Source organism: Streptomyces sp. AM8-1-1, assembly GCF_032229325.1.
Classification (GTDB): Bacteria; Actinomycetota; Actinomycetes; order Streptomycetales; family Streptomycetaceae; genus Streptomyces; species Streptomyces achmelvichensis.
The window spans coordinates 1,776,316-1,800,406 of record NZ_CP135086.1 but is presented as its reverse complement, the minus strand read 5'-3'; the positions used below and the strand labels follow the sequence as shown (position 1 = coordinate 1,800,406).

Annotated in this window: 22 protein-coding genes and 1 pseudogene; 16 read left to right on the top strand and 7 right to left on the bottom strand. The window is 70.3% G+C overall.

The genetic code is table 11. The features are described from left to right. Positions 1 to 5 precede the first annotated feature (5 nt). The 4 genes from RPQ07_RS08200 (at position 6) to RPQ07_RS08185 (ending at position 6,044) form a co-directional block, all read left to right on the top strand. Positions 6 to 2,390, top strand: a complete 2,385-nt coding sequence (locus RPQ07_RS08200; RefSeq protein ID WP_313943405.1) for a xanthine dehydrogenase family protein molybdopterin-binding subunit — start codon at positions 6 to 8, stop codon at positions 2,388 to 2,390. 205 nt (positions 2,391 to 2,595) lie between these two features. Then, positions 2,596 to 4,119, top strand: a complete 1,524-nt coding sequence (locus RPQ07_RS08195; protein WP_313943404.1) for an NCS2 family permease — start codon at positions 2,596 to 2,598, stop codon at positions 4,117 to 4,119. 36 nt (positions 4,120 to 4,155) lie between these two features. Continuing rightward, positions 4,156 to 5,292: an XdhC/CoxI family protein gene (locus tag RPQ07_RS08190; protein ID WP_313943403.1), complete on the top strand. Its 1,137-nt coding sequence runs from the start codon at positions 4,156 to 4,158 to the stop codon at positions 5,290 to 5,292. A 377-nt stretch (positions 5,293 to 5,669) separates the two neighbouring features. Continuing rightward, positions 5,670 to 6,044 carry an RNHCP domain-containing protein gene (locus tag RPQ07_RS08185; RefSeq protein WP_313943402.1) on the top strand — a complete coding sequence of 125 codons (375 nt, stop codon included), beginning with the start codon at positions 5,670 to 5,672 and terminating at the stop codon, positions 6,042 to 6,044. 48 nt (positions 6,045 to 6,092) lie between these two features. Here the strand turns inward: RPQ07_RS08185 and RPQ07_RS08180 are convergent, their stop codons facing one another. Next, positions 6,093 to 6,830, bottom strand: coding sequence for a class I SAM-dependent methyltransferase (locus RPQ07_RS08180; RefSeq protein WP_313943401.1), 738 nt, complete (start codon positions 6,828 to 6,830; stop codon positions 6,093 to 6,095). Positions 6,831 to 6,948: 118 nt separating this feature from the next. On the opposite strand from RPQ07_RS08180, the gene RPQ07_RS08175 reads away from it, so the two are divergent. The 9 genes from RPQ07_RS08175 to gdhA all read left to right on the top strand — a co-directional run bounded on the left by RPQ07_RS08175 (position 6,949) and on the right by gdhA (position 17,090). Then, a complete protein-coding gene (locus RPQ07_RS08175) occupies positions 6,949 to 8,394 on the top strand; it encodes a histidinol-phosphate transaminase (RefSeq protein WP_313943400.1) in 1,446 nt (481 codons plus the stop codon). Between the two features lie 167 nt (positions 8,395 to 8,561). After that, complete coding sequence (locus RPQ07_RS08170) at positions 8,562 to 10,037, top strand: sialidase family protein (RefSeq protein WP_313943399.1); 1,476 nt, start codon at positions 8,562 to 8,564, stop codon at positions 10,035 to 10,037. Positions 10,038 to 10,160: 123 nt separating this feature from the next. Continuing rightward, on the top strand, positions 10,161 to 10,763 hold the full coding sequence (locus RPQ07_RS08165) for a hypothetical protein (RefSeq protein ID WP_313943398.1): 603 nt from the start codon (positions 10,161 to 10,163) through the stop codon (positions 10,761 to 10,763). Positions 10,764 to 10,778: 15 nt separating this feature from the next. Further along, complete coding sequence (locus RPQ07_RS08160; protein WP_313943397.1) at positions 10,779 to 11,594, top strand: fibronectin type III domain-containing protein; 816 nt, start codon at positions 10,779 to 10,781, stop codon at positions 11,592 to 11,594. Positions 11,595 to 11,753: 159 nt separating this feature from the next. After that, positions 11,754 to 13,043, top strand: a complete 1,290-nt coding sequence (locus tag RPQ07_RS08155; RefSeq protein ID WP_313943396.1) for a bifunctional GNAT family N-acetyltransferase/ATP-binding protein — start codon at positions 11,754 to 11,756, stop codon at positions 13,041 to 13,043. Between the two features lie 209 nt (positions 13,044 to 13,252). Next, positions 13,253 to 13,933: a carbonic anhydrase gene (locus RPQ07_RS08150; RefSeq protein ID WP_313948821.1), complete on the top strand. Its 681-nt coding sequence runs from the start codon at positions 13,253 to 13,255 to the stop codon at positions 13,931 to 13,933. A gap of 174 nt (positions 13,934 to 14,107) precedes the next feature. Beyond that, positions 14,108 to 14,755: a hypothetical protein gene (locus RPQ07_RS08145; RefSeq protein WP_313943395.1), complete on the top strand. Its 648-nt coding sequence runs from the start codon at positions 14,108 to 14,110 to the stop codon at positions 14,753 to 14,755. A 118-nt stretch (positions 14,756 to 14,873) separates the two neighbouring features. Beyond that, complete coding sequence (locus RPQ07_RS08140) at positions 14,874 to 15,368, top strand: hypothetical protein (RefSeq protein ID WP_313943394.1); 495 nt, start codon at positions 14,874 to 14,876, stop codon at positions 15,366 to 15,368. A gap of 366 nt (positions 15,369 to 15,734) precedes the next feature. Next, complete coding sequence (gene gdhA, locus RPQ07_RS08135) at positions 15,735 to 17,090, top strand: NADP-specific glutamate dehydrogenase (RefSeq protein ID WP_391837499.1); 1,356 nt, start codon at positions 15,735 to 15,737, stop codon at positions 17,088 to 17,090. A 76-nt stretch (positions 17,091 to 17,166) separates the two neighbouring features. Here the strand turns inward: gdhA and RPQ07_RS08130 are convergent. After that, positions 17,167 to 17,577, bottom strand: a pseudogene (locus tag RPQ07_RS08130) (chitinase); the annotation flags it as partial. Positions 17,578 to 17,772: 195 nt separating this feature from the next. Here RPQ07_RS08130 and RPQ07_RS08125 point away from each other — a divergent pair. Further along, positions 17,773 to 18,600 (top strand): MOSC domain-containing protein, encoded by an 828-nt coding sequence (locus RPQ07_RS08125; protein WP_313948819.1) that lies wholly within the window; start codon positions 17,773 to 17,775, stop codon positions 18,598 to 18,600. Between the two features lie 13 nt (positions 18,601 to 18,613). Here RPQ07_RS08125 and RPQ07_RS08120 read toward each other — a convergent pair whose 3' ends face one another. The 5 genes from RPQ07_RS08120 to RPQ07_RS08100 form a co-directional block, all read right to left on the bottom strand. Further along, positions 18,614 to 19,033 (bottom strand): hypothetical protein, encoded by a 420-nt coding sequence (locus RPQ07_RS08120; RefSeq protein ID WP_313943393.1) that lies wholly within the window; start codon positions 19,031 to 19,033, stop codon positions 18,614 to 18,616. Between the two features lie 59 nt (positions 19,034 to 19,092). Next, complete coding sequence (locus RPQ07_RS08115; protein WP_313943392.1) at positions 19,093 to 19,770, bottom strand: pyridoxamine 5'-phosphate oxidase family protein; 678 nt, start codon at positions 19,768 to 19,770, stop codon at positions 19,093 to 19,095. A gap of 138 nt (positions 19,771 to 19,908) precedes the next feature. Next, positions 19,909 to 20,916, bottom strand: a complete 1,008-nt coding sequence (ppk2, locus tag RPQ07_RS08110; RefSeq protein WP_413777713.1) for a polyphosphate kinase 2 — start codon at positions 20,914 to 20,916, stop codon at positions 19,909 to 19,911. A 117-nt stretch (positions 20,917 to 21,033) separates the two neighbouring features. Further along, positions 21,034 to 21,669, bottom strand: coding sequence for a hypothetical protein (locus RPQ07_RS08105; protein WP_313943390.1), 636 nt, complete (start codon positions 21,667 to 21,669; stop codon positions 21,034 to 21,036). 143 nt (positions 21,670 to 21,812) lie between these two features. Then, complete coding sequence (locus RPQ07_RS08100) at positions 21,813 to 23,057, bottom strand: phospholipase D-like domain-containing protein (protein ID WP_313943389.1); 1,245 nt, start codon at positions 23,055 to 23,057, stop codon at positions 21,813 to 21,815. A 281-nt stretch (positions 23,058 to 23,338) separates the two neighbouring features. Here RPQ07_RS08100 and RPQ07_RS08095 point away from each other — a divergent pair, with 281 nt between their 5' ends. Both RPQ07_RS08095 and RPQ07_RS08090 read left to right on the top strand, forming a co-directional pair. Beyond that, on the top strand, positions 23,339 to 23,512 hold the full coding sequence (locus tag RPQ07_RS08095) for a CsbD family protein (RefSeq protein WP_313943387.1): 174 nt from the start codon (positions 23,339 to 23,341) through the stop codon (positions 23,510 to 23,512). A gap of 82 nt (positions 23,513 to 23,594) precedes the next feature. Further along, positions 23,595 to 24,038 (top strand): ATP-binding protein, encoded by a 444-nt coding sequence (locus RPQ07_RS08090; RefSeq protein WP_313943386.1) that lies wholly within the window; start codon positions 23,595 to 23,597, stop codon positions 24,036 to 24,038. Positions 24,039 to 24,091 lie beyond the last annotated feature (53 nt).

The window sequence follows — 24,091 nt, the reverse complement described above, 5'->3', positions numbered from 1 at the left end:
CAGCCATGGCCACGACTGGTACCCCCACGAACATCACCCAGGGCTCCAAGACCAAGGGCGGCATCGGCGAGTCGACGCTCCGCCCGGACGGCACCCTCAAGGTCACCGGAGAGTTCGCGTACTCATCCGACATGTGGCACGAGGACATGCTCTGGGGCCACACCCTGCGCTCCACCGTGGCGCACGCCGAGATCCGGTCGATCGACGTCTCCGAGGCGCTCGCGATGTCCGGTGTCTACGCCGTGCTGACCTACGACGACCTGCCCACCGAGGTGAAGAACTACGGCCTGGAGATCCAGGACACTCCGGTGCTCGCGCACGGCAAGGTCCGCCATCACGGCGAGCCGGTGGCCATCGTCGCCGCCGACCACCCGGAGACCGCGCGCCGCGCGGCCGCCAAGATCAAGATCGACTACGCCGAGCTGCCGCTCATCACCGACGAGGCGTCGGCGACCGCTCCGGACGCGATCCTGGTCCACGAGAACCGCGACGACCACCACATCGGCCATGTGCCGCACCCCAACATCGTGCACCGCCAGCCCATCGTGCGCGGCGACGCCGACGAGGCCGCGAAGCGCGCCGATGTGATCGTCAAGGGCGAGTACACCTTCGGCATGCAGGACCAGGCCTTCCTCGGCCCCGAGTCCGGCCTCGCGGTCCCGTCCGAGGACGGCGGCGTCGAGCTGTACGTCGCGACCCAGTGGCTGCACTCCGACCTCCGCCAGATCGCACCCGTACTCGGCCTGCCCGAGGAGAAGGTGCGGATGACGCTCTCCGGCGTCGGCGGCGCGTTCGGCGGCCGCGAGGACCTGTCGATGCAGATCCACGCTTGTCTTCTGGCCCTGCGCACCGGCAAGCCCGTCAAGATCGTCTACAACCGGTTCGAGTCCTTCTTCGGGCACGTCCACCGGCACCCGGCGAAGCTCTACTACGAGCACGGCGCCACCAAGGACGGCAAGCTCACGCACATGAAGTGCAAGATCGTCCTGGACGGCGGCGCCTACGCCTCCGCCTCCCCGGCGGTCGTCGGCAACGCCTCCTCCCTCTCCGTCGGCCCCTACGTCATCGAGGACGTCGACATCGAGGCCATCGCCCTCTACTCCAACAACCCGCCCTGCGGCGCGATGCGCGGCTTCGGCGCGGTCCAGGCGTGCTTCGCCTACGAGGCGCAGATGGACAAGCTCGCCGCGAAACTGGACATGGACCCGGTGGAGTTCCGGCAGCTCAACGCCATGGAGCAGGGCACCCTGCTGCCGACCGGCCAGCCGGTCGACTCGCCGGCCCCGGTCGCCGAGCTGCTGCGCCGCGTCAAGGCCAGGCCGCTCCCGCCCGAGCAGCAGTGGCTCGCGGCCGGTGAGCAGGCGGACGTCCGCGCGCTGCCCGGCGGTCTGTCCAACACCACCCACGGCGAAGGCGTCGTCCGCGGCGTCGGCTACGCGGTCGGCATCAAGAACGTCGGCTTCTCCGAGGGCTTCGACGACTACTCCACCGCCCGGGTGCGCATGGAGGTCGTGGGCGGCGAGCCCGTCGCGACCGTGCACACCGCCATGGCGGAGGTCGGTCAGGGCGGTGTCACCGTCCACGCGCAGATCGCCCGCACCGAGCTCGGCGTCACCCAGGTGACCATCCAGCCGGCCGACACCCAGGTCGGCTCCGCCGGATCGACGTCCGCGTCCCGCCAGACGTACGTCACCGGTGGCGCGGTCAAGAACACCTGCGAGAACGTGCGCGAGAAGGTCCTCGAGATCGGCCGCCGCAAGTTCGGCTCCTACCACCCCGCGTGGGCCACCGCCGAGCTGCTGCTCGAAGGCGGCAAGGTCGTCACCGACGGCGGCGAGGTCCTCGCCGACCTGGTGGACGTCCTCGAGGACGAGGCGGTCGACCTGGAGCTCGAATGGCGCCACCGGCCCACCGAGGCCTTCGACCTGCGCACCGGCCAGGGCAACGGCCACGTCCAGTACTCCTTCGCCGCGCACCGCGCGGTCGTCGAGGTCGACACCGAGCTCGGGCTCGTCAAGGTCGTCGAACTCGCGGTCGCCCAGGACGTCGGCAAGGCGCTCAACCCGCTGTCCGTCGTCGGCCAGATCCAGGGTGGAACCACCCAGGGACTGGGCGTGGCGGTCATGGAGGAGATCATCGTCGATCCGAAGACCGCGAAGGTGCGCAACCCCTCCTTCACGGACTATCTGATCCCCACCATCCTCGACACCCCGACCATCCCCGTCGATGTGCTCGAGCTCGCCGACGACCACGCGCCGTACGGGCTCCGTGGCATCGGTGAGGCCCCGACCCTGTCGTCCACCCCGGCCGTCCTCGCGGCGATCCGGAACGCGACGGGTCTCGAACTCAACAGGACGCCGGTACGTCCCGAACACCTCACCGGCACCTGAGAGAAGCCCTCCGGGCGGTACGTCCAGGGAACGTCACACTTCCACGGCGTACCGCCCGGAGCACCGGAGCACCGCACCGCTCGCGGCCGTTCCCCCACCGTTCGTCTCGGGCCGTCCCCCGGGTCGTGCAGCCCACACAGTCATCCCAAATCCCGCAATCTCCGTCTCCATGCGGGTGCCCCTGTGAACCTTGGGAGTAGGCATCATGACCCAGCAGTCCCAAAAGCCCAGAAGCAGCGAGGAGGACGCCGGCACCGGCACCCTCCCCCCGAACCTTCGGCCTGGGGGGACCCCCACCTCGCTTCGCTCGCCCGCCGGAGGCTCTTGGCTCGACCGTTACTTCCACATATCCCGGCGTGGATCGACCGTCGGCCGGGAGGTGCGCGGCGGCATCACCACCTTCATGGCGATGGCGTACATCATCCTTCTCAACCCGGTGATCCTCTCGGTGCCCGACGCGACCGGTCACCGGCTCGACGGCGACCAGCTCACCACCGCCACCGTCTTCGCCGCGGCCGCCACCACCATCGTGATGGGCTTCATCGGCAATGTGCCGCTGGCCCTCGCGGCGGGACTCAGCGTCTCCGCCGTCATGGCCTTCCAGGTCGCCCCGGAGATGACCTGGGGCAACGCGATGGCCATGTGTGTCATCTACGGCCTCGTGATCGTCCTGCTGGTCGTCACCGGCCTGCGTGAACTGATCATGAACGCGATCCCGTTGGCGCTCAAGCACGCCATCACCATGGGCATCGGCCTGTTCGTCTGCCTCATCGGCCTCGTCCAGGCCGGCTTCGTCACCTCGATGCCCGGAGACGGAGGCATCGCCGGTGCCAAGCCCATCCAGCTCGGTACCAGCGACATGCTCACCGGCTGGCCGGTCCTCTGCTTCGCCGTCACGGTCCTGCTGATCTTCCTGCTCCAGGTGCGCAAGGTCCCCGGCGCGATCCTCATCGGCATCATCGGCGGCACCGTCTTCGCCGCCGTCGTCCACCAGTTCGCCGGGCTCGACAAGAAGGCCTGGGGCGGTCTGAACGCTCCCGAGCTCACCGGCTCCATCGTGAGCACCCCCGACTTCGGCCTCTTCGGCCAGGTCTCGTTCGACGGCATCGGCAGCGTCGGCGGCATCACGGTCGGCGTCATCGTCTTCACCCTCGTGCTCGCCGGCTTCTTCGACGCGATGGGCACCATCATCGGCATCGGCCAGCAGGCGAACCTCGCCGACGACAAGGGCAAGATGCCGGGTCTCAACAAGGCCCTGGCCATCGACGGTGCGGGCGGCGCGATCGGCGGCCTCGCCGGTGCCTCCGGCCAGACGGTGTTCGTCGAGTCCACCGCGGGCGTCGGTGACGGTGCGCGCACCGGCTTCGCCAGCGTCATCACCGGACTCGCCTTCACGCTCTGCCTCTTCTTCACCCCGCTCGCCCAGCTGATCCCCACCCAGGTCGCCGCCGCCGCGCTCGTCGTCATCGGATCGATGATGCTCACGAACGCCAAGCACATCGACTGGAACGACCAGGCCACCGCCATCCCGGTCTTCCTGACCACCGTTCTGATGCCCTTCACCTACTCGATCACCGCGGGCATCGCGGCCGGTGTCATCGCCCACGTCCTCATCAAGGCCGTCCAGGGCCGGGCCCGCGACATCGGCTGGCTGATGTGGGTGCTGTCGGTCGTCTTCCTTGCCTACTTCGCCCTTCACCCGATCGAGGGCTGGCTCGGAGTGAAGTAACTCCCGCCGCCCGCCACACACTCTGAGGAGACCGACATGCTGGACATCGCCGACGAGCTCAACCGGTGGGTCGAGCAGGGCCGTGAGTTCGCTGTCGCCACCGTGGTGGCGGTCGGCGGCAGTGCGCCCCGGCAGCCGGGAGCCGCGCTCGCCGTCGACAGCGAGGGCACGGCGATCGGGTCGGTCTCCGGCGGGTGTGTGGAGGGCGCGGTGTACGACCTGTGCCGACAGGCACTGGAGGACGGCGAAAGCGTCCTCGAACGCTTCGGCTACAGCGACGACGATGCCTTCGCCGTGGGTCTGACCTGCGGCGGGGTCATCGACATCCTCGTTACCCCGGTACGCGGCGCCGTCATCCCGGCGGCGCTTGCGGCGGCCGCGTCGGGTGAGGCGGCCGCCCTCGCCAGGATCACCGAGGGCCCTGCCGACCTGCTCGGCCGCGCGCTGCTCGTACGCCCCGACGGCTCCCGCGAGGGCAGCCTCGGCGGCCACCCCGAACTGGACCGAACCGCCGCGGCGGAGGCGGGCGCGCTGCTGGACGCCGGCCGCACCGGCACGGTCACCATCGGCGCGGACGGCAGCCGCTGCGGCCGTCCGCTGACGCTGCTCGTCGAGTCGAGCGTCCCCGCCCCGCGCATGATCGTTTTCGGTGCGATCGACTTCGCCTCGGCGCTCGTACGGATGGGCAAGTTCCTCGGCTACCACGTGACCGTCTGCGACGCACGGCCCGTCTTCGCGACCCGGACCCGCTTCCCGGAGGCGGACGAGATCGTCGTCGACTGGCCGCACCGCTACCTGGAATCGACGGAGGTCGACTCCCGTACGGTCCTGTGCGTCCTGACCCACGACGCCAAGTTCGATGTGCCGCTCCTCGAACTCGCCCTCGCACTCCCGGTCGCCTACATCGGCGCGATGGGCTCCCGCCGCACCCACCAGGACCGCAACCGGCGCCTGCGTGAAGTGGGCGTCAGCGAACTCGAACTGGCCCGGCTGCGCAGCCCGATCGGCCTGGACCTCGGCGCCCGTACCCCGGAGGAGACGGCCCTGTCGATCGCCGCGGAGATCGTCGCCCACCGCCGCGGCGGCAGCGGCGTCTCACTGACCGGTGCCCACACCCCGATCCACCACGACGCCACGGACCGCACCGCGGGCCGGATCGGCTCGGTCGCCTGACCCGTCGGCCGGTCGCCTGACCCATCGGCCGGTCGCCCGATCGCGGGCTGCCCCGCCGGGCACTCTGCCTCTTGCGCGGAACGCCGCTACGGCAGATCACGGGGGACACGGCGGCCCGCCGGAGGGGAGGCCCCGGCCGCCCGCCGGGGCGATCCGGCCGCCGCCGGGAATTCGGTTGCCGAACGCCCGCACGGCACGGTCTCATCAGGGGGACGACTCGACGACTCAGAGGTGGTGCGTGTATGCCCAGGGACCGGTGGAAGCGTTCTCGCGATCGGGGAAGGCCTCCCACCTCCGTGGTGTGAACTCCCCGGATGCGAGACGACATCGACCGCTGTCGCCCTGTCCCACGCATCACCCCAGGAGTCGTGTCCACGATGTCACGCAACACCTCCCGGCGCGCCCGCACCGAGGCGCGCGCCGAGTCCTTCCGCTGTCTGCAGTGCGGTCTCGACGTTCCGATGACCGCTGCCGGCACCGGCCACCGCAACCACTGTCCGAACTGCCTGTGGAGCCGTCACCTCGACGACACCCCGGGCGACCGGGCGGCCGACTGCGGCGCCCGGATGGAACCCCTCGCCATCTCCGTACGCGGTGATGGAGAGTGGGTGCTCGTCCACCGCTGTACCCACTGCGGTGTGCTCCACGCCAACCGGACGGCGGGCGACGACAACGCCCTGCCGCTGACCCGCCTCGCGGTCCGGCCGCTGGCGCAGCCGCCGTTCCCGCTGGAGCGCCTGACCGCGCTGTGACGACGAGCCGTGCCTCCCGGGTCCCCGGACCCGGGAGGCACGGCCCGCTCAGCCGCCCTTCGTCGCCACCACCAGCCGGCAGCGCGGGCTGCCGTCCGTCAGGCGTCCCAGCTCCTCCAGCGGCAGCAACTCCACCGTGAACCCCGCCCGGGTCAGCTCGTCCTGCACCTCGACGAGGCGGAAGGTGCGGTAGTACATGACGAACTCGGGCTTCCACACCAGGTTCCGTACGCGCATCACCGCGTCGAAGCCCCACAGGGTCCAGTACTGCCGTGAGCCCACCCGCGCGGGAGCCGGGAGCGGGAAGACGAACCGGCCACCGGGCCGCAGCGAGCGATGGACCTGGGTGAACAGCGCCGGCAGTTCACGCGGCAGGAAGTGCCCGAACGCGCCGAAACTCACCGCCAGGTCGAAGACCGGGGCGAAGGGAAGAGCCCGGGCGTCCGCACGGACCCAGTGCACCGACGGGCCCTCCGGTGTGCCCGGCTCCGGCAGGACCGCCCGGGCGTGGGCGAGCATCCCCGCACTGAAGTCGACGCCCGTGACCTGCTCCTCGCACACCTGCCGCAGTACGCCGACCCCCGCGCCGGTGCCGCAGCAGACGTCGAGCCCCGAGCGGAACGGACCGAGGGACCGCACAGCGCGGGTCACCGGATCCAGTACGCGGTCCGGGGTGCGGAAGGGTGTCCTGTCGAACGTGGGAGCCAGCAGATCGTAGCCGTGCTCGACCGACGAGAGAGCCTGGACGGCCAGCTCGCGAAGGGTGGGGCCGGAAGGGGTGAACATCACCTTCACAGTAGTGCCCCACGCGCCCCGGGGGTTGAACATCACCACTCCACGATCCGTATTCGGAGAGGGTCCCTGCGCTTCGTGAGGGCCACAGGCAGGCAGGGGAGGCAGCTTCATGGCCGGCAGCAATGTCACGGCACTCTTTCGCGCGTCCACGGCGCACAGCCCTTCGTACTTCACCCTGAACAGGGCGGGCGGCGCCGAGGCGGGAGAGATCACCGACTTCTGCATCCCCTGCAACCCGTACTTCCCCACCCCTGAGATGTTCGAGATGCTCGGCAGCCGGCTGCGCGAGATCCTCACCTACTACCCGAGCGGCGCCGACACCATCACCGCCGAGCTGTGCCAGGTGCTCGGTCTCAATCCGCAGACCGTCGCGATGGGCAACGGCTCCACCGAACTGATCACCTGGATCGATCACTTGCTGGTCCGCGAATCGCTGGCCGTCCCCGTGCCCACCTTCGGACGGTGGACCGACCAGCCGATGGAGACGGGCAAACGCGTCGACATGCTGCTGCTTCCGGAGGCACACGGATTCGGCCTGGACCCGGCCTCCTTCGTGCAGTTCATCCGGTCCCGCGGCTCCCGCACCGCCGTCATCTGCAACCCCAACAACCCCGACGGCGGCTATCTGCCCAAGCAGAAGGTCATCGCCCTCCTCGACGAGCTCCAGGACCTCGATCTGGTCGTCGTCGACGAGTCGTTCCTCGAGTTCGCGGACGCCGAGCCCGATCCGAGCGTCGCCGCCGAGGCGGTACTGCGGACGAACGTGATCGTGCTGCGCAGCCTCGGCAAGAACTTCGGCCTGCACGGCGTCCGGTTCGGCTATCTCGTCTCCAACCCGACGCTCGCGGGCAAGGTGCGTGCCGCGCTGCCCAAGTGGAACCTCAACTCCTTTGCCGAGACCGTGGTGTTCATGCTGAGGGAACACCGTCAGGAGTACGCGCAGAGTCTCGCCCAGGCGCGTCAGGACCGGCAGGAGATGATGTGGCGGCTGTCCCAGCTGCCGGGGCTGACCGTCTACCCCTCGCAGGGGAACTTCCTCTATGTACGCCTCCCGGAGGGTGTGGACGGAGCCGTTCTGCGTGACCGCCTGCTCGGCGAGCACGGCGTGCTGGTGCGCGAGTGCAGCAACAAGGTGGGCAGTTCCGGCCGCTTCCTGCGACTCGTGATCAGACCGCAGCACGATGTGGCACGGCTGATGTCGGCGATGGAACAGGTCCTCTACGGCCGCAGCGTGCAGGTCCCCGAGCAGCCTCCGCAGCCGATGGCGCCCATGCTCTCCCAGGTCCCCTCGCAGGCACAGCCCCAACCGCAGCCCCAGCCGCAACCCCAGCGCCAGCCGCAGCCTCAGATGCAGATGCAGATGCAGGCCCCGGCACCGATGCTGGCGCTCGCTCAGGAACCGGTCTCGGCCCGGGGGTTGTCCCCGGCCCGCCAGCCGGCCCCCGGCCGCACCGCTGCACCCCCGGCGGCCCCCGCGGCCGCGCTCTCCCAGGCGATGGTCCCCGGGTACACGTCGGGGACGGCGGCGGTCGACCGGCTGATCGCGGGGGCGTGACCCTCCGGAGCGACAAGAAACAGGTGGCCCTGACGCCGTGTCCGTCCGCAGGCCGACACACGGCGGCCGGGCCTGCTCCCCGTGAGGTACGGGCAGTTGCGCCGAGCAGGGGACGACCGGCCCGAGGCGGATGCCGAGGATGGCAGCAACCGTCCGAAGGAGTCGTCATGCGCCACCCTGCCGCGCTGCTTGCCACCGCCCTGCTGCCCCTGATCGCCCTGTCCACCGCCGGTACGGCGTTCGCGTCCGGGGGTGGATCCGGCCCGGTACGGCTGTCCGGGCCCAGCCCGTTCGCCGGCTGTGCACCCGGCGCGGCCGACGGGCTGATGGCCGAGGGCGCCATCGAACCCGGCCTCGCGTCCGACCCGTCCCGTCCCGGCCTGATGGCCGCGGTGTGGCCGCAGGACCGCCAGCGGGGTCTGGTCGTCGCCGTGACGAAGGACGGCGGTCGCACCTGGAAGCGGTCCGTCGTTCCCGGTCTGACCCGCTGCTCGGGAGGCCGCTTCGATTACGTCGACGAGCCGGCCGTGACCTTCACGGGCGACGGCGGACTCGTCGTGTCGGGCGGTCTGTTCATGGCCGACGGATCCGACTCGGCCGGTCTGTCGGTGCGTTCCGACGACGACGGGGCGACCTGGGCCGCCCCGGCGGTGATCGCCCGCGAGCCGGACCCGGCCGAGGGCGGGGTCGCCGCCGGTCCGGTCGTCGTCGACCCGCGCAGCCCCCGGGTGATGTACGCCGTCACCCCGCGCTTCCCGGCGACGGAACGCTCGCGCAACCAGGCCCTGATCGCGCGCAGCAGCGACGGAGGACGGACCTGGCAGAGCCCGCACCTGGTCGTCGACTCGGGCGAGGGCCACATGGTGTCGGGGCACCGGCTGAGTGTGCTGCCCGACGGCACCCTCGTCGACGTCTACACCCTCATCCGGTTCGGCGGCCCCGTCCTGTCCGTGCACGCGACGCGTTCCACGGACGGCGGGCGGACCTGGTCGGCGCCGGTCAAGGTGTCCGATCTGCGTACGAAGTGGCTCTTCCAGGACCCCGAGTCGGGGGAGCAGGTCTCCCACACCACGAGCCTGCTCTCCGACTCGGGCGTCGATCCCCGTACCGGGCGGATGTACGCGGCCTGGCAGGACGCGAGGTTCAGCGCAGGCGCCGCCGACGGGGTGGCGCTGTCGTCCTCCGGTGACGGAGGGCGCACCTGGAGCGAGCCCGTCAAGGTGAACCGCACACCGGCCGGCATCCCCGCCGCTCATCAGCAGGCGTTCACCGTCTCGCTGGACGTGGCCCGGGACGGGACGGTCGGTGTCGCGTACTCCGACTTCCGTCACAACGACGCCCGGGCGCCCCTGTTCACGGACCGCTGGCTGGTGCGCTGCCGCCCGCTCGCATCGGCCGCGGGCGGCTGTCACCTGCCGACCGCTGGTACGGACCGCGGTTCAGCCCGTTGGAAGGAGACACGGCTGACTCCCGAGTCCTTCGACATGCGTCAGGCGCCCCGGATTCCCGATGCCGGCAGTCCGCGCGGCTACTTCCTGGGGGAGCAGATGGGACTGGCCGCCACGGGCCGGGGGTTCGCCGCGGCCTGGGCAGTTCCTGATGCCCCGGGCAGCGCGGCGATCCACGTCCGCCCCGCCGCCTGATACCGCGGCGTCCGCGAGTCTTGACGCAGACACGCCACAGACCTACCTTCCTATCGCTGAGGTTGTTCAGCTATTAACCCATCGTTCAGAATCCTGAACGAACAGCGGTTGAAGGAGCCCATGATGACCGGAAAGCGTCTCTTACTGGCGGGGGCCGCAGCGACCTGCGGACTCATCTTCGTCGCGCCCCAGGCTTCCGCGGAGGTCGAGCCGGGAGGGTGGACGTCGCACTCGCCGTCCTTCTCCGTCCAGGAGAGGGGTTGCGGCCAGGTCGACAACCTCACCTTCCGCCTCACCTGCTCGACCACCAGCGGCGACCAGCGCGCCGAGCGCCGGTACGCCACGTACAACGGCGGCACCCACCAGTTCGAGGGCTACTTCCGCATCACGGCCATGAGCGGGACCCGCATCAGTCTCAAGCAGACGTTCCGCGACGGCTCGTCGGCCGGTCCGTACTTCATGCTCGCCGTCGAGCGCGGCGGCCGCCTGTACGCCGTGCACGGCGGAGCGACCGTCGCCGACGGAGCGACGGTCGGCACACAGGTCCGTGTCAACACCGTTCACCAGGTGGGCACGTCCCACCGCACCTACATCAACGGCTCCCGCCGGCACACGTACGACAGCCCCGGCGGCAGCTACTACGACAAGTTCGGCGCCTACCGCACGAACAGTGGCAACGGGACCGCCACCGTGCAGTGGAGCGGCATCAAGTTCTGGCGCAAGTGAGCGCACGGTCCTCGGATGACGACGATTCCCCGCCCGGCCGCCCGCGCGCTGCTGGCCACCGCTCTGGTGTCCGCCGTCCTGTCCGGCTGCACGGACAGCTCCGCGGACGCCTCCGCGGGCGCGCGGGCGGACGGGCCCGCCGCCGGGAAAGCCGCCGGGAAACCTGACACCACGGCCGGTGTGACGCTGGCGGCCACCCTCGACTCACCGATCGACATCACGCTGCGCTGGAGCGGCCGGGACCCGGGAGCGGCGGGGCACGTCGTCGAGTTCGCCACCGAGCGGCAGGGGCCGTACACCGTCCTGCAGTTCGCGCCGCCCGGCCGGCGCGCGTACACCCACCCCGATCTCATCCCGATGACCCCCTTCTACTACCGGCTCCGGCCCTACTACGGGCCCGCGTCGGACGCGGTCGGCATCGCGCTGCCGCCGGGCGGCTTCGGTGAGCGGGACCAGCGGAAGGACCACGGGTGGGCCGAGCCCCGGAAGCTCCCCGGCGACGAAGGGGCCGGCGCACCCCGGTACCCCGTCACGGGAGGCCCGGACAGGGCGGCGGCGCCGACCGAGCTGGAGGCGACCGTCATGCACGCGAACGGTGTGAAGCTCACCTGGCAGGACCACGCCCGGGACGAAGTGGGCTATCTGATCGAGATACGGCCCGCCGGCGAACGCGAGTACCGGGTCGCCGCGGTCCTCGACGCGGACATCGAGTCCGCCGGGCTGATCACCCTGCCGCAGGAGAAGAAGGCGGCGATCCGCGTCCGGCCCCTGCGCTACGGGCAGCAGTCCAACATCGTCCACCGCACGACGGGAGCGGAGACGTCCGGCTGACCGGGAACCGGAGGCCGACGGCCGACGCCGGACCCGGGTACCTCTGGCTACGGACGGAATGTCGCGTTCGCGCCGCCGGCCTTGTGCACAACGGCGCAGGCCCGCAGCGGTACACCGCCCCTAGCCTCGCCGGAACAGCACCAACGAGGGGCGGTACCGGTGAACTGGCTCATCCGCGACTACCGCGAGAGCGATCTCGCGGCGGTGGTCCACCTGATCGACACCACGGCCGAGCTCGGCCAGGAGTCCGTGTTCTCGCTCGCCGAGTGCATCGGCGCGCTCACCTCGCGCCAGCACGCGGTCGTCGCGGTGCACCAGGGCGTACCGATCGGCGCGGCGCTGGCCACCGTGGCGGGCGAGCGGGCCTGGGTGATGCGTGTCGCCATCTCCTCCGCCTGGCGCGGCCGGGGTCTTGCGAGCGCGCTCCTCGTGGAGCTGGAGCGGCGCCTGATCGCAGCCCGCGTGGGGCGTATCGCCTATGTGCTGCCCGAGGAGGAACTGCTCGGCGAGGGGCTGCTGAACGCCGGATACACACGGCAGCCCGCCGTCGCCTACTTCGAGAAGGTCGAGCCGTTGCACGGTCCGGCGGCCAATCTGCTGGAGGACCTCGGCGGCCGGTTCCTGCCGAGCGATCTGTGGACCAGGGTCGCCGGCATGGAGGCAGAGAAGGACTTGATCGAACGGCGGGTGGTGCTGCCGCTGGCGGAGCCCGAGCGCGCCGCCCGGCACGGCGTCCGACCGCCGCGTGCGGTCGCGCTGTTCGGTCCGCCGGGGACGGGTAAGACCACGTTCGCCCGCGCCGTCGCGGCCCGGCTCGGCTGGCCCTTCGTCGAACTGCTGCCCTCCCGGCTGGCGGACGAGGGCAATCTCGCCGCCGCGCTGCGCAGTGCCTTCGCCCGGATCGCGGAGCTGGAGCGGGTGCTGGTCTTCATCGACGAGGTCGAGGAGATCGCCCCGGTGCGCTCGGACGCGGTGCAGGTGGGCGGGATGCACGGCGTGACCAATGAACTGCTCAAGCTCATCCCGGGTTTCCGGGAGGGCGACGAGCGTCTCCTGGTGTGCGCCACCAACTCCGTACGCTCACTGGACCCGGCGTTCCTGCGGCCCGGGCGGTTCGACTACCTGATTCCGATCGGTACGCCGGACGCGGCGGCCCGTGCCGCCATCTGGTCCCGCTTCACGGACGGCCGCCCTGATGTCGAGGTCCCTGTCCTGGTCGCGGCCAGTGAGCTGTTCACGCCCGCCGACATCGAGCACGCGGCACGGATCGCGGCACAGAGTGCGTTCGAGCGGGACCTGGAGACGATCGGTGGCGCCCCGCTCGACCGGCGCGATCTCGGGGCGGGGACCGAGGACTATCTGACGGCGATCTCCCAGTGCCGTCCGACGGTGACGACCGAAATGATCGAGCAGTTCGGAGCGGACATCACCGCGCATGCGCGGGTATGACACGAGTACTCAACACCCCCTTTTCCGTTGGCCATTGCATTCGAGCCACCGTGGGCATTCCTGATCGGTAAACGATCAGTAAATGGGAACGGGCCGGCGATCGCGGCGGATACGTTCGAGCCGTGAATGCGAAAAACCTCCCCCAGGCCCGCACGGGCCTTCCCCGAACCGGCGCAGGCCCTGACCGGGTCGGCACCGGACGCCGTGCGCTGCTGCGCGCCGCGGTCGCCGGCGGTGCGACCGCGGTCGGCGGGCTCGCGCTCGGCGCGACGCCCGCCACGGCGGCACCGCGGACCGGCAACCGCCCGGCCACCCCCGCTCAGGCGCTCAAGGAGCTCTCCGCGGGCAACCATCGCTGGCGCACGTTCCGCCAGCAACACCCCCACGAGACCAGGGCCGTTCGCCATGCCCTGGTCTCCGGACAGAACCCGTTCGCGGTCGTGCTGTGCTGCGTCGACTCACGTGTACCTCCGGAGCTGATCTTCGATCAGGGCCTCGGTGATCTGCTCACCGTACGGTCGGCGGGCGAGGTGCTGGACGAGGCGGTGCTGGGCAGCGTCGCGTACGGTGTACTGGAACTCGGCATACCCTTGGTCCTCGTGCTCGGGCACCAGTCCTGCGGCGCGGTCGAGGCAGCGGTCCACGCCGACGAGACGGGGGACGAACTCCCCGCGCACATCCAGTATCTGGCCGACCAGATACGCCCGGCGATAGACCGCGGCCAGTACGGCGACGCACGCGTCGACTCGACGATCAACCGTCAGGTCGCCCTGGTGCACCGCCGGCTCTCGGCGGAACCCGACCTGGCGGCGAAGATCGCCGCCGGTGAACTGGCCGTCGTCGGGGCGCGCTACGAACTGGACAGTCAGCTGGTGCACACGATCGCCTGACGTCACCGAGCGTGTCGGGTGAAGGCCCCGGTGGCGGCGAAGGATGCCGCGGCCGGGGCGCGGCGCATTCGCCGGCGGCGCCCTTGCGCACCGCCGTATGGTTCTATACCAGCTGAATCGTCAGTCAGTAGGTGGCTACGACACGGGAAACGGAAGATGACCAACGAGCCGGAAATGCCAGCCCTCCTGGGCAGGCCCGAGCGCATGTGGGAACGCGCTGTCCTCCTCGTGCTGATCGCCGTCACCAGAACGGCCCGTCCCGCATTCCGCCTGGGGGAGCGCGCGCTGGAGTGTTCGCATTCCAATGGCGGGTGGAATCTGGAGCTGCTGCCGGACGGCAATGCGGTCTTCTTCGGCCAGGACGTCGACTGCAGCGACACCACCTACAGGGGCGACAAGCCCGTCGACCTGCTGGCCGGCGCACCTTCCTGGCTGCCCTACGGCCGGCTCCGCGATCTGAACGACGGCTATGAACTGGGCTATCTGTACTGGTGGGAGGGGGACCGCTGGGGCCGCGCCCCCTACCCCGACTTCGTCGAGGACGACGGTCTGGCCGCCTCCTGCGACGGATACGCCGGACTCTTCGACGACAGGTCACTCGCCGACAGCTTCGCCGACGCCGGCTACCGGGACCGGGAGGTGACCGAGCGCTTCACGGCCCGGGTCGCGGCCCGCACGGTGAACGCCGAAGCCCTCAGGGACCTGATGGACTCGGCCTCCGATCCGGGCCCGCTGCCGTGGGAGTCACGGCTGCCGAGCGCTCTGGAGTGGGCGCAGCGGCTGGGCGTCGCCGGACCGACGGAGGCGCAACAGCCCTCGTGAAGGGACGGGCACACGACAGCCCTCCTGGATCGACGCGTCACGGCTTCCGCTGAGCAGGGCGCACGCGTCGTACGTATCCCTTCCCGTACGCCCCCGCACGCCCGAAGGGACCTTCAGCATGGGATACGCGACCCGGAGCCGACGGGCCACCGTGTTGCTCGCAGGCCTGCTCGTACTTCCGCTCGCCGGCTGCTCCGACGAGCCGGACGGTGCGACGGACAAGAAGGCGGCGGCGAGGCAGACGGCGGAGAAGCGGACCCCGGCGAAGCAGCAACCCCGCCCGGCCGCGACCGCGCCGGCGCCGGCTCCCGCGAACGTCGAGAAGATCGGCGCGCTCACCGGCTGCACTCCCGAGGTCCGCATCCAGGCCAAGGAACTCCGTGAAGGCGTGTGCACCACGGCGCAGGGCAGTTGGACCGTCACCACGTTCCCCGAGGAGAAGTTCAAGACGATCTGGCTGGACAGTGCCCGGATGTACGGCGGGACCTATCTGGTCGGGCCGCGATGGGCCGTCGGTGGAAAGCCGGAGCTGTTGGACACCCTGCGCACCAAGCTCGGCGGTGAGGTCGTGCGTCTGCGGGACGCCGCCCCGGGCAGCAGTCCGTCCTCCTGACCCCTGCATCACTGGCTTCAACTGCCATACCGGCAACGGAGTTGCGCACCGGCGATTCGCCCGACCGTGCCCGTGCGGCCACCACGCCCTCGAAGGGACGATGGCGTCCGACGGGGCTCCCGCCGCCTCGGCGAGGTCCGGGACCGGAACGCGGAGGAGGCCGTGCCGGAGGTGCGGGCGATGGCGATCTTCCGCTGACCGGCGCGCCGCCTGCGCGGCAGCCGCACCCCGGCGGGCCGGGCGTGGCAGACTTCCGGCCGATGAACGTCCGGCCCCGCACGGCCGTACTGCTGACTGGCAACGACACCTGGACCGTCACCGCCACGGTCGGTCCGTCATACGCCGGCCGGGCAGGAGGGACATGCTGTGACCCTGTCTTCTTCGAAGGCGCGACTGGCAGCGCTGCGCACCGACCTCGAGCGCCGCAATCCGGCACAGCCCGAATTTCATCAGGCGGCGACGGAAGTGCTGGACACCCTGGCGCCCGTACTCGCCGCCCGGCCCGAGTACGCGGAACCGGGGCTCGTCGAGCGCCTCTGTGAACCCGAACGTCAGATCATCTTCCGCGTGCCCTGGCAGGACGACCGTGGTGAGGTTCAGGTCAACCGCGGATTCCGGGTCGAGTTCAACAGCGCGCTGGGCCCCTACAAGGGCGGACTGCGTTTCCACCCCTCGGTGAACCTGGGCGTGGTGAAGTTCCTCGGCTTCGAACAGGTCTTCAAGAACGCGCTCACGGGGCTCGGTATCGGCGGTGGCAAGGGCGGCAGCGACTTCGACCCGCGCGGCCGCTCGGACGCCGAAGTCATGCGCTTCTGCCAGTCCTTCATGACCGAGTTGCAGCGGCACATCGGCGAGCACACCGATGTTCCCGCGGGGGACATCGGCGTCGGCGGCCGGGAGATCGGCTATCTGTTCGGCCAGTACCGCCGGATCACCAACCGCTGGGACGCCGGAGTCCTCACCGGCAAGGGCCAGGGCTGGGGCGGCTCGGCCATGCGCACCGAGGCGACCGGGTACGGCAGCGTGCTCTTCGCCGCCGAGATGCTGCGCCTGCGCGGCGAGGAGCTCCAGGGCCAGGCGGCCGTGGTCTCCGGCTCCGGCAACGTCGCCATCCACACCATCGAGAAGCTGACGCGCAGCGGCGCCCACCCCATGACCTGCTCCGACTCCGAGGGCTGTGTCGTGGACGAGAAGGGCATCGACCTCGAACTCCTGCGTCAGGTCAAGGAGGTGGAGCGCGCCCGGATCAGCGAGTACGCCAAGCGTCGCGGCGCATCCGCGCGCTTCCTCCCCGGCGGCCGGGTGTGGGACGTGCCCTGCGACATCGCCTTCCCTTCGGCCACCCAGAACGAGCTGCACGCCGACGACGCGCTCGCCCTCGTGCGCAACGGGGTCAAGGCCGTCTCCGAGGGCGCCAACATGCCCACCACCCCCGAGGCGGTACGCATCCTCCAGGACGCGGGTGTGGCGTTCGGCCCGGGCAAGGCCGCGAATGCCGGCGGCGTCGCGGTCAGCGCCCTGGAGATGCGGCAGAACGCCTCCCGCGACGCGTGGACCGCGATGCGCGTGGAGGAGGAACTCGCCGTCATCATGCGGGACATCCACCAGGTCGCCCACGACACGGCGGAACGCTACGGCCTTCCCGGCGACTATGTGGCAGGTGCCAACATCGCGGGGTTCGAGCGGGTGGCGGACGCGATGCTGGCCCAGGGCCTGATCTAGCACCGGCAGCCCGCCGGTGGACCAGGGGCCCGCATCGCTTCGGTGCGGGCCCCTCGCACGGCTGCCGCCCTCCGCGTCAACGGCGCTGCAACGCCTTGACGTTGTTCCCGAACGTCCAGTTCTTCGACCCGTCCCAGTTGACCGACCATGTCATCAGGCCCTTGAGCCCTCCGCCGTAGGTGTTCCAGGCCTGCGCGACCAGATTCGGCGCCATGTGGCCGCCGCCGGCGCCGGGCTGGGCCGGCAGACCGGGGACCTGCTTGTCGTACGGCACCCGGATCGTGGTGCCCTGGACGACCAGACCTTTGTTGAGACAGTCGGTCTGCGCGGTGAAGCCCTGGACGGTCCCCGCGGAGTAGGAGTCGCGGGAACAGCCGTACATGCTGCCGTTGTAGTACTGCATGTTGAGCCACCAAAGCCGGCCGTTGTCGGCGTACTTCTTCACGATCGGCAGGTACGCGCCCCAGATCGATCCGTAGGCCACGCGACGCCCAGCAGACGTAACGTCCGTCCGATCATGCTGTGCTCCCTTCGTGCCGGAGTGGTACCGGAGGAGTTCAGCGTCTTGTGGTCCAGACCTTTCGTCAATAGGTCTGGACCAAGTTGCCGGGCCGGTGCGCCGGTTGACGAGGCGGCGGCGGCGGTACGGTCGGGCCGAGTGCGGAGATACCAGGGGGCGCATGTGGCACGAGTGGTGGAGTTGGCGTACTACCCCGTCAAGGGGTGCGCCGGCAGCGCGGTGCGCGAGGCGGTGCTGACACCCGCGGGACTCGCACACGACCGCAGTTTCATGGTGGTGGGTGAGCAGGGGGTGTACCGCACCCAGCGCCGGGACCCGCGGCTCGCGCTGATCGTCCCCACGATCGGCGCCGACGGCCTCCGGCTCACTCTGAACGCGCCCCGGCACGAGCCGGTCGCGATCGACGTCGACACCACCGGACCACGCAGGGACGTCGATCTGTTCGGTGCCGCCTTCCTCGGGATCGACCAGGGCGACGACGCCGCCGAGTGGCTCTCCACCGTCCTCGCCGCACCGAGCAGGCTCGTCCGCGTGCCGCCCGAGCACCACCGGGTGACCGACGGCCGCACACCCGGCACCTCCGGCTATGCCGACAGCTGCGCCGTCCACCTGCTGTCCCGGTCGAGCCTCGACCTGCTCAACGAGAAGCTCGCCGAGCGGGGCGCTGCGCCGATGCCGATGGACCGCTTCCGCCCCAACATCGTCGTCGGCGGCTGGGACGAGCCGCACACGGAGGACCGCGCACGCCACATCACCGTCGGAGCGGCGGAACTGGGCTACGCCAAACCGGCCATTCGCTGCGCCGTCACGGTGGTCGACCAGCTCACCGGCGAACGGGACGGCCCGGAGCCGCTCCGCTCGCTTGCCGGCTACCGCCGCGCGAGGGAGGGCGGCGTCGCCTTCGGTGCGAAGTTCGCGGTGCTGCGGCCGGGCAGGCTGGCCGTGGGCGACGAGCTGACGGTCGGCACCTGGGGAGAGACCGAGGTGTAGCCGCGGTGGGCACTCACCCGCGGTCGATATCCGGCAACGCGAAGAAGCTGCCGCCGTGCTCGTCGACATGCACCACGTATCTGCCCACGCGGACGACCTGCACCGGGCCCGACCGCCAGGCGCCGCACGGCCCTTGACTGCCGGGCAGGGGTGTCCAGACCTCGTGGAACGTGCTGCCGTCCGGGTTCGTGCCCGACTCGGTCATGTCACCGCCGGACGCACGCGCCAGCCGCCCCACGTCCTCGCCCGGTTCCCCGACGTCGTGATGGAACCGGACCAGGCCGTCGCCGTAGGCGGTCACGCCGGCGAAACCCCGGCTGTCGGCGTACCAGTCGCCGGCCTGGAGCCAGACCACGTGCTCGTTCTCCTGCAGCGGTCCGCCGTCACGGCTGATTCCGGCGCGCAGCCATGCGCCGGGAGAGGGTGGCTTCACCCGTCCAGCATGGCAGCCGGGCGACATGTCTTCGGCCCGCTGTGTCAGCGGCAGATACGTCAGCGGCGCCAGAGCCGTCGCAGTCCACGAGGCTGCGGGACACCACCCGTCGTGGTCGTCGCACCGGCAGCCGCCGGACGGGCCGACTCACGCCGCAGGAAGTACTCCGCGTCCTTCGGGCGGCCCAACTCCGTGGTGCGGGGCCTCGGCGCCGGCTCCAGGTGCGGAATGTACTTGGAGCAGTGGACGTACGCCTCGTGGACCGTCACGTGCACCCACAACTGCGCCTGCCGTCCCGGAGCAGCGTCCCGCGGAAGATCGGGGTGCGCGGCACGCTGCTCCTCGTCGGTGCGCAGTGCGGCCGCGCCGTTGACGTGCAGACCGATGTGATGCCGGGTGAAGTCGACGAACAGCAGGCCGAGATGGGGATTCTCGACGAGGTTCCCCACACCGGCCAGGACGCCGTTGCCGCGGTACTCGGGATAGGTCAGCGTGCGGTCGTCCAGCACGGTGACGAACCCGGGCGGCCCGCCGCGGAACGTCGCGTCACAGGCACCGCCGGCGTCCGCCGTGGACAGGAACACCATGGTCTGGTCACCGATGAACTCCCGCATGGCAGGCGTGAGTACGTCGTGCATCTGCCGGTCGTAGAAGTCGGCCGCCCGCTCGGCGGTGCCGAACTGCTTCTGGGCCAGCCGTTCCCCGTAGGAGCCGAACTCCTGGTCGCTGGTGGTCACGGCGGTTGGGCCTCCTCGGAAGAACGGCTGGATCCGGCGGAGGCTCATTTTCGTCTGCGCTGTATCTCCCCGTCCAGGGACGGGGAGATACAGCCGGCAGGTCGTCAGCGGGTCCGGCCCGCTCACCCGCCCTCCGTCTCACCTGCCGGGGCGCTCCGGGCGGTACGCGTCCTGCCGGCCCGGCTTCCCCGGGTGCTCGCCCGGCCCCTCGGTGTGGCTGGCCAGAGGGGTGGGGGACAGCGCGGTGCTCTCCTCGCCCGGCTCCAGCAGGGTGTCCGCCGGGCCGACGATCAAGGGGTCGGGACGGCCGACGGTCTCCTTGTCCTTGCTCGCGTAGTCCAGCTGCGAGAGCAGGCTGCGCATCGCCTCCAGCCGCCCCCGCCGCTTGTCGTTGCTCTTCACCACGGTCCACGGGGCATGGCTGGTATCGGTGGCCCGGAACATGTCGACCTTGGCGGCGGTGTAGTCGTCCCACAGGTCCAGCGACGCGAGGTCGGTGGGGGAGAGCTTCCACTGCCGTACCGGGTCGATCTGGCGGATCGCGAAACGGGTGCGCTGCTCGGCCTTGGACACGGAGAACCAGAACTTCACCAGCACGATGCCGTCGTCCACCAGCATCTGTTCGAAGCGAGGGCACTCGTGCAGAAACAGCTCGTACTGCTCCGTGCTGCAAAAGCCCATGACCCGTTCCACACCGGCGCGGTTGTACCAGGAGCGGTCGAAGAAGACGATCTCGCCGGCAGCCGGCAGATGTGCCACATAGCGCTGGAAGTACCACTGGCCCGCTTCGCGCTCCGTCGGCTTCTCCAGGGCCACCACGCGCGCGCCACGCGGATTCAGCCGCTCGGTGAAGCGCTGGATCGTGCCGCCCTTGCCGGCCGCATCACGGCCCTCGCAGAGGACGACCAGCCGCTGGCCGGTGTCCTTGACCCACCGCTGGAGCTTCAGCATCTCGATCTGGAGCAGCCGCTTCTGCCGCTCGTACTCGGAACGCCGCACCTTGCGGTCGTAGGGGTAGTTCTCGCGCCAGGTCTTGATGGGGCGGCCCTGCTCGTCCAGCAGAAGCGGATGCTCGGGCCTGCTCTCGTCCACCGTCAGGCCGTCGAGGAGGCTGTGCTGGTCGTCCCGGTCGTGTGCGTCACTCACAAACGTCACCTGTCTCGCAGCCGTGGAGGGATGGGAACGCCCTGCCGGTACACACCAGTAAACGGGGCCGGGCGCCGCGGGGCACCCGGCCGGGTGAGGGCGCCGGCCGGGACGGGGTCAGAGGTGGGTGGAGTGGATGGTGCGCTGCGACGGCAGTCGCAGCGCATGACGGGCACCGCTCCGCCGTCCCGTCGCGCTGCCGGACGGGACCCGCGGGCCCTGGTCCGCCAGGAGCTCCTCGAGATGCGCCCGGCCGGCGACCATGGCGCGGCGCATCGCGTCGGCATCCGTGACACCCGCAGCGGCCTGCTGCGCTGCGGCGTGCAGCAGGCGGGCACCGTCGATGTGCCGCGGGAAATGGACCGACAGGGCGTCGAGCTGGCGCTCGCGGGACTCGGCCGTGAGGCCCCGGTCGGAGGCGAGCCGGCTCAGCAGCTGGTTGGCCCGCGCGGCGGCCGCTCCGGGTGCGTCGACGAACTGCTCCTGGAGCCCTGACCAACGGCTCAGGTACTGCCGCCGGGTGGTGTCGGTGAGCGAGAAGGGGCAGAGACCGCCGAAGCACCGCAGCCGGTCGGCCAGTTCGCGCTCCGCCGCTCGCACGTCCCCGCCCGCCAGAGCGACCACCCGGTCGTACTCGGGTCCGAAGCGGCGCGTGAGGGTGGCCGTGCTGTACAGCTTCACCGGCCGGGCGAGCAGGAGTACCGCGATGATCGCTGCCACCAGTCCCAGAATCGCCAGGATGCTCACGGACATGGTTCCTGCCTTTCGACGAGTCTCCACGGCTTACGTGTGTCACTGCGTGTTACCAATGTGCCGCAGCGTAAACACCCCGGGTGACGGAGTGGTTACCTCCGGTTCCTCGTGACCCCGGACCACCTCACGTACACGGGCACCGCTCACAGATACCGGCGGATGGGCTGGACGGCGGCCTCACGGGCCCGCTGGAGCACCGACCGCCGCTTCCAGCGGCCGCCCTTGATCGGCTCGCTCCGCGCGGCGTCCTCGTCGAAATGGCCGTCCAGGGTCGCGGTGAACTCCTCGTCGAGGACGGCCAGCATGACTTCCTCGTCGTGTTCGAGCGACCGGCGGTTGAAGTTGGTGGACCCGATGAGCGAGGCCACGCCGTCGACCGTGATCACCTTCGCGTGCAGCATCGTCGGCTGGTACTGGAAGATCTTCACGCCGCAGGCGAGCAGCTCGTCGTAGTAGTGCTGCCCGGCCAGCTGGCAGACGCGTTTGTCGGTGTACGGGCCCGGCAGCAGGATCTCCACCTCCACGCCCCGCCGCGCCGTCGCGCACAGCAGGTCGATGAAGTAGGCGTCCGGCGAGAAGTACGCGGTGGTCAGCCGGAAGCGTTCCTCGGCCGACTCCAGCATGACGCGCATGAGCGTCTGCATGTCCTGCCAGCCGAAGCTGGCGGAGCCGCGCACCACCTGCACGACCGCGGAGCCCTGCCGCTCGTGCTCGACGAACCGGTCACGTTTGTCGAAGAGCTCGTCGTGGCACTCGGCCCAGTTCTGCGCGAACGCGGCGGCGATGCCGTCCACGGCAGCGCCCTGGAGCCGGACGTGCGTGTCACGCCACTCGTTCTCATTGCGGGCGTCCCCGCACCACTCCTCGGCGATGCCCACACCGCCGGTGAAGGCCGTCGTCTCGTCGACGACGAGCGCCTTGCGGTGGCAGCGGTGGTTCTGCTTGAGCGGCGACAGGTACAGCGGCTTGCGGAACCAGGCCACCTGCACGCCGTCCCGCTCCATCATCGTCAGCTGATCCTTCTCGATCAGCCGGCAGCCGAAGCCGTCCAGCAGCAGCCGCACCCGCACACCCGCGCGTGCCCGCTCGGCCAGGGCCTCGGCGAACTCCTTGGCGATGTCCCCCCGCCAGTACACGAAGGTCATCATGTCCACGGTGTGCTGCGCGGACCTGATGCTCTCCAGCATGGCGGCGAAGATCTCGTCCCCGTTGCGGAGCGGGACGAGACCGTTGCCTTCGGTGGCGGCGATGCCGATGAGGCGCTCCAGCCGCCGCCGCAGACGCCGGATCCGCTGCTCGGGCGTGGACGCCTCGGCGGCGAATGCCTCGCCTGTTCTCGCGGAACGTCTTTCGGGACGTATCCGCGGCTGGTCCTGTGTGCTCGTCATCGATTCACTGCTCCGGTGCAAGAGGGGCGTCGCGTCGGAGGACGGCGACGCCGGGACGGTACTCAGCAAGGGACCCCGACCGGTCCGGTCGGGGCCACGAGGATGCCGGCGGGTGCCCGTGATCGAGGAACCCTCTGTCCAGCCCCCCGGTCCGCCGCATGCCCCCGCGGCAACCGAACATGCCCTCCGCCTTTTCCACGAAGCTCACGGGTTTACCAGCGGTGTGAGCGGTGACGCGACTGTCAGGACCTGTTGTCTAGCCGACTTGGAAGTGAACAGCTGTGGCTGAGAACCAGAAGGCCAAGGCCAAGATGGAACAGACCAAGGGCAAGGCCAAGGAAGCGGTCGGGCGCACCGTGGGCAACGAGCGCATGACCGCGGAAGGCCGCGCCGAGCAGGCGAAGGGCGACGCCCGCCAGGCCAAGGAGAAGACCAAGGACGCGTTCGGCCACTGAGGTCTGCACACACTGTCGGGCCCGTCGCACCCCGCTGTGCGACGGGCCCTTGTCCTTAGGGGCCCAGGGCCCCACCAGGACGATGCCCAAGGAGTGCTGGAGCGTGTCTGCTGATGAACTGACGGGACCGGTGCACCCGGTTCCGCAAGGTCCCGCCGAAGCGCGCAGGGAAGTGGAGTTCCTGCTGCACGAGCGATTCTGCCGGCCCGATTCCGATCGCGACGATCCCGCCCTGACGGATGCGTTGCTGGTGACCTCGGAATTGGTGACCAATGCTCTTCTGCACGGTGGCGGCGTCACGGACTTCGAGGCGGAGCTGACGAAAGAAGGTGTCCGTGTGAGCGTGAGCGATCACAGCGACGAGATGCCGGCCGTCCAGGAACGCACCGACTCTCGTGGCCGCTTCAGAATCGGAGGACACGGCTGGCGTGTGATCAGCCGGATCGCGCGGGACGTGGTCATCACGCGCCATGACGGCGGCGGTAAGCGGATCTCCGTACTGGTCCCGCTGGTCCCCATGATGTGATGTGAGCGCATACTGACCCGGTACCCACCCGACAGGGATGGAGGACCCCAGGT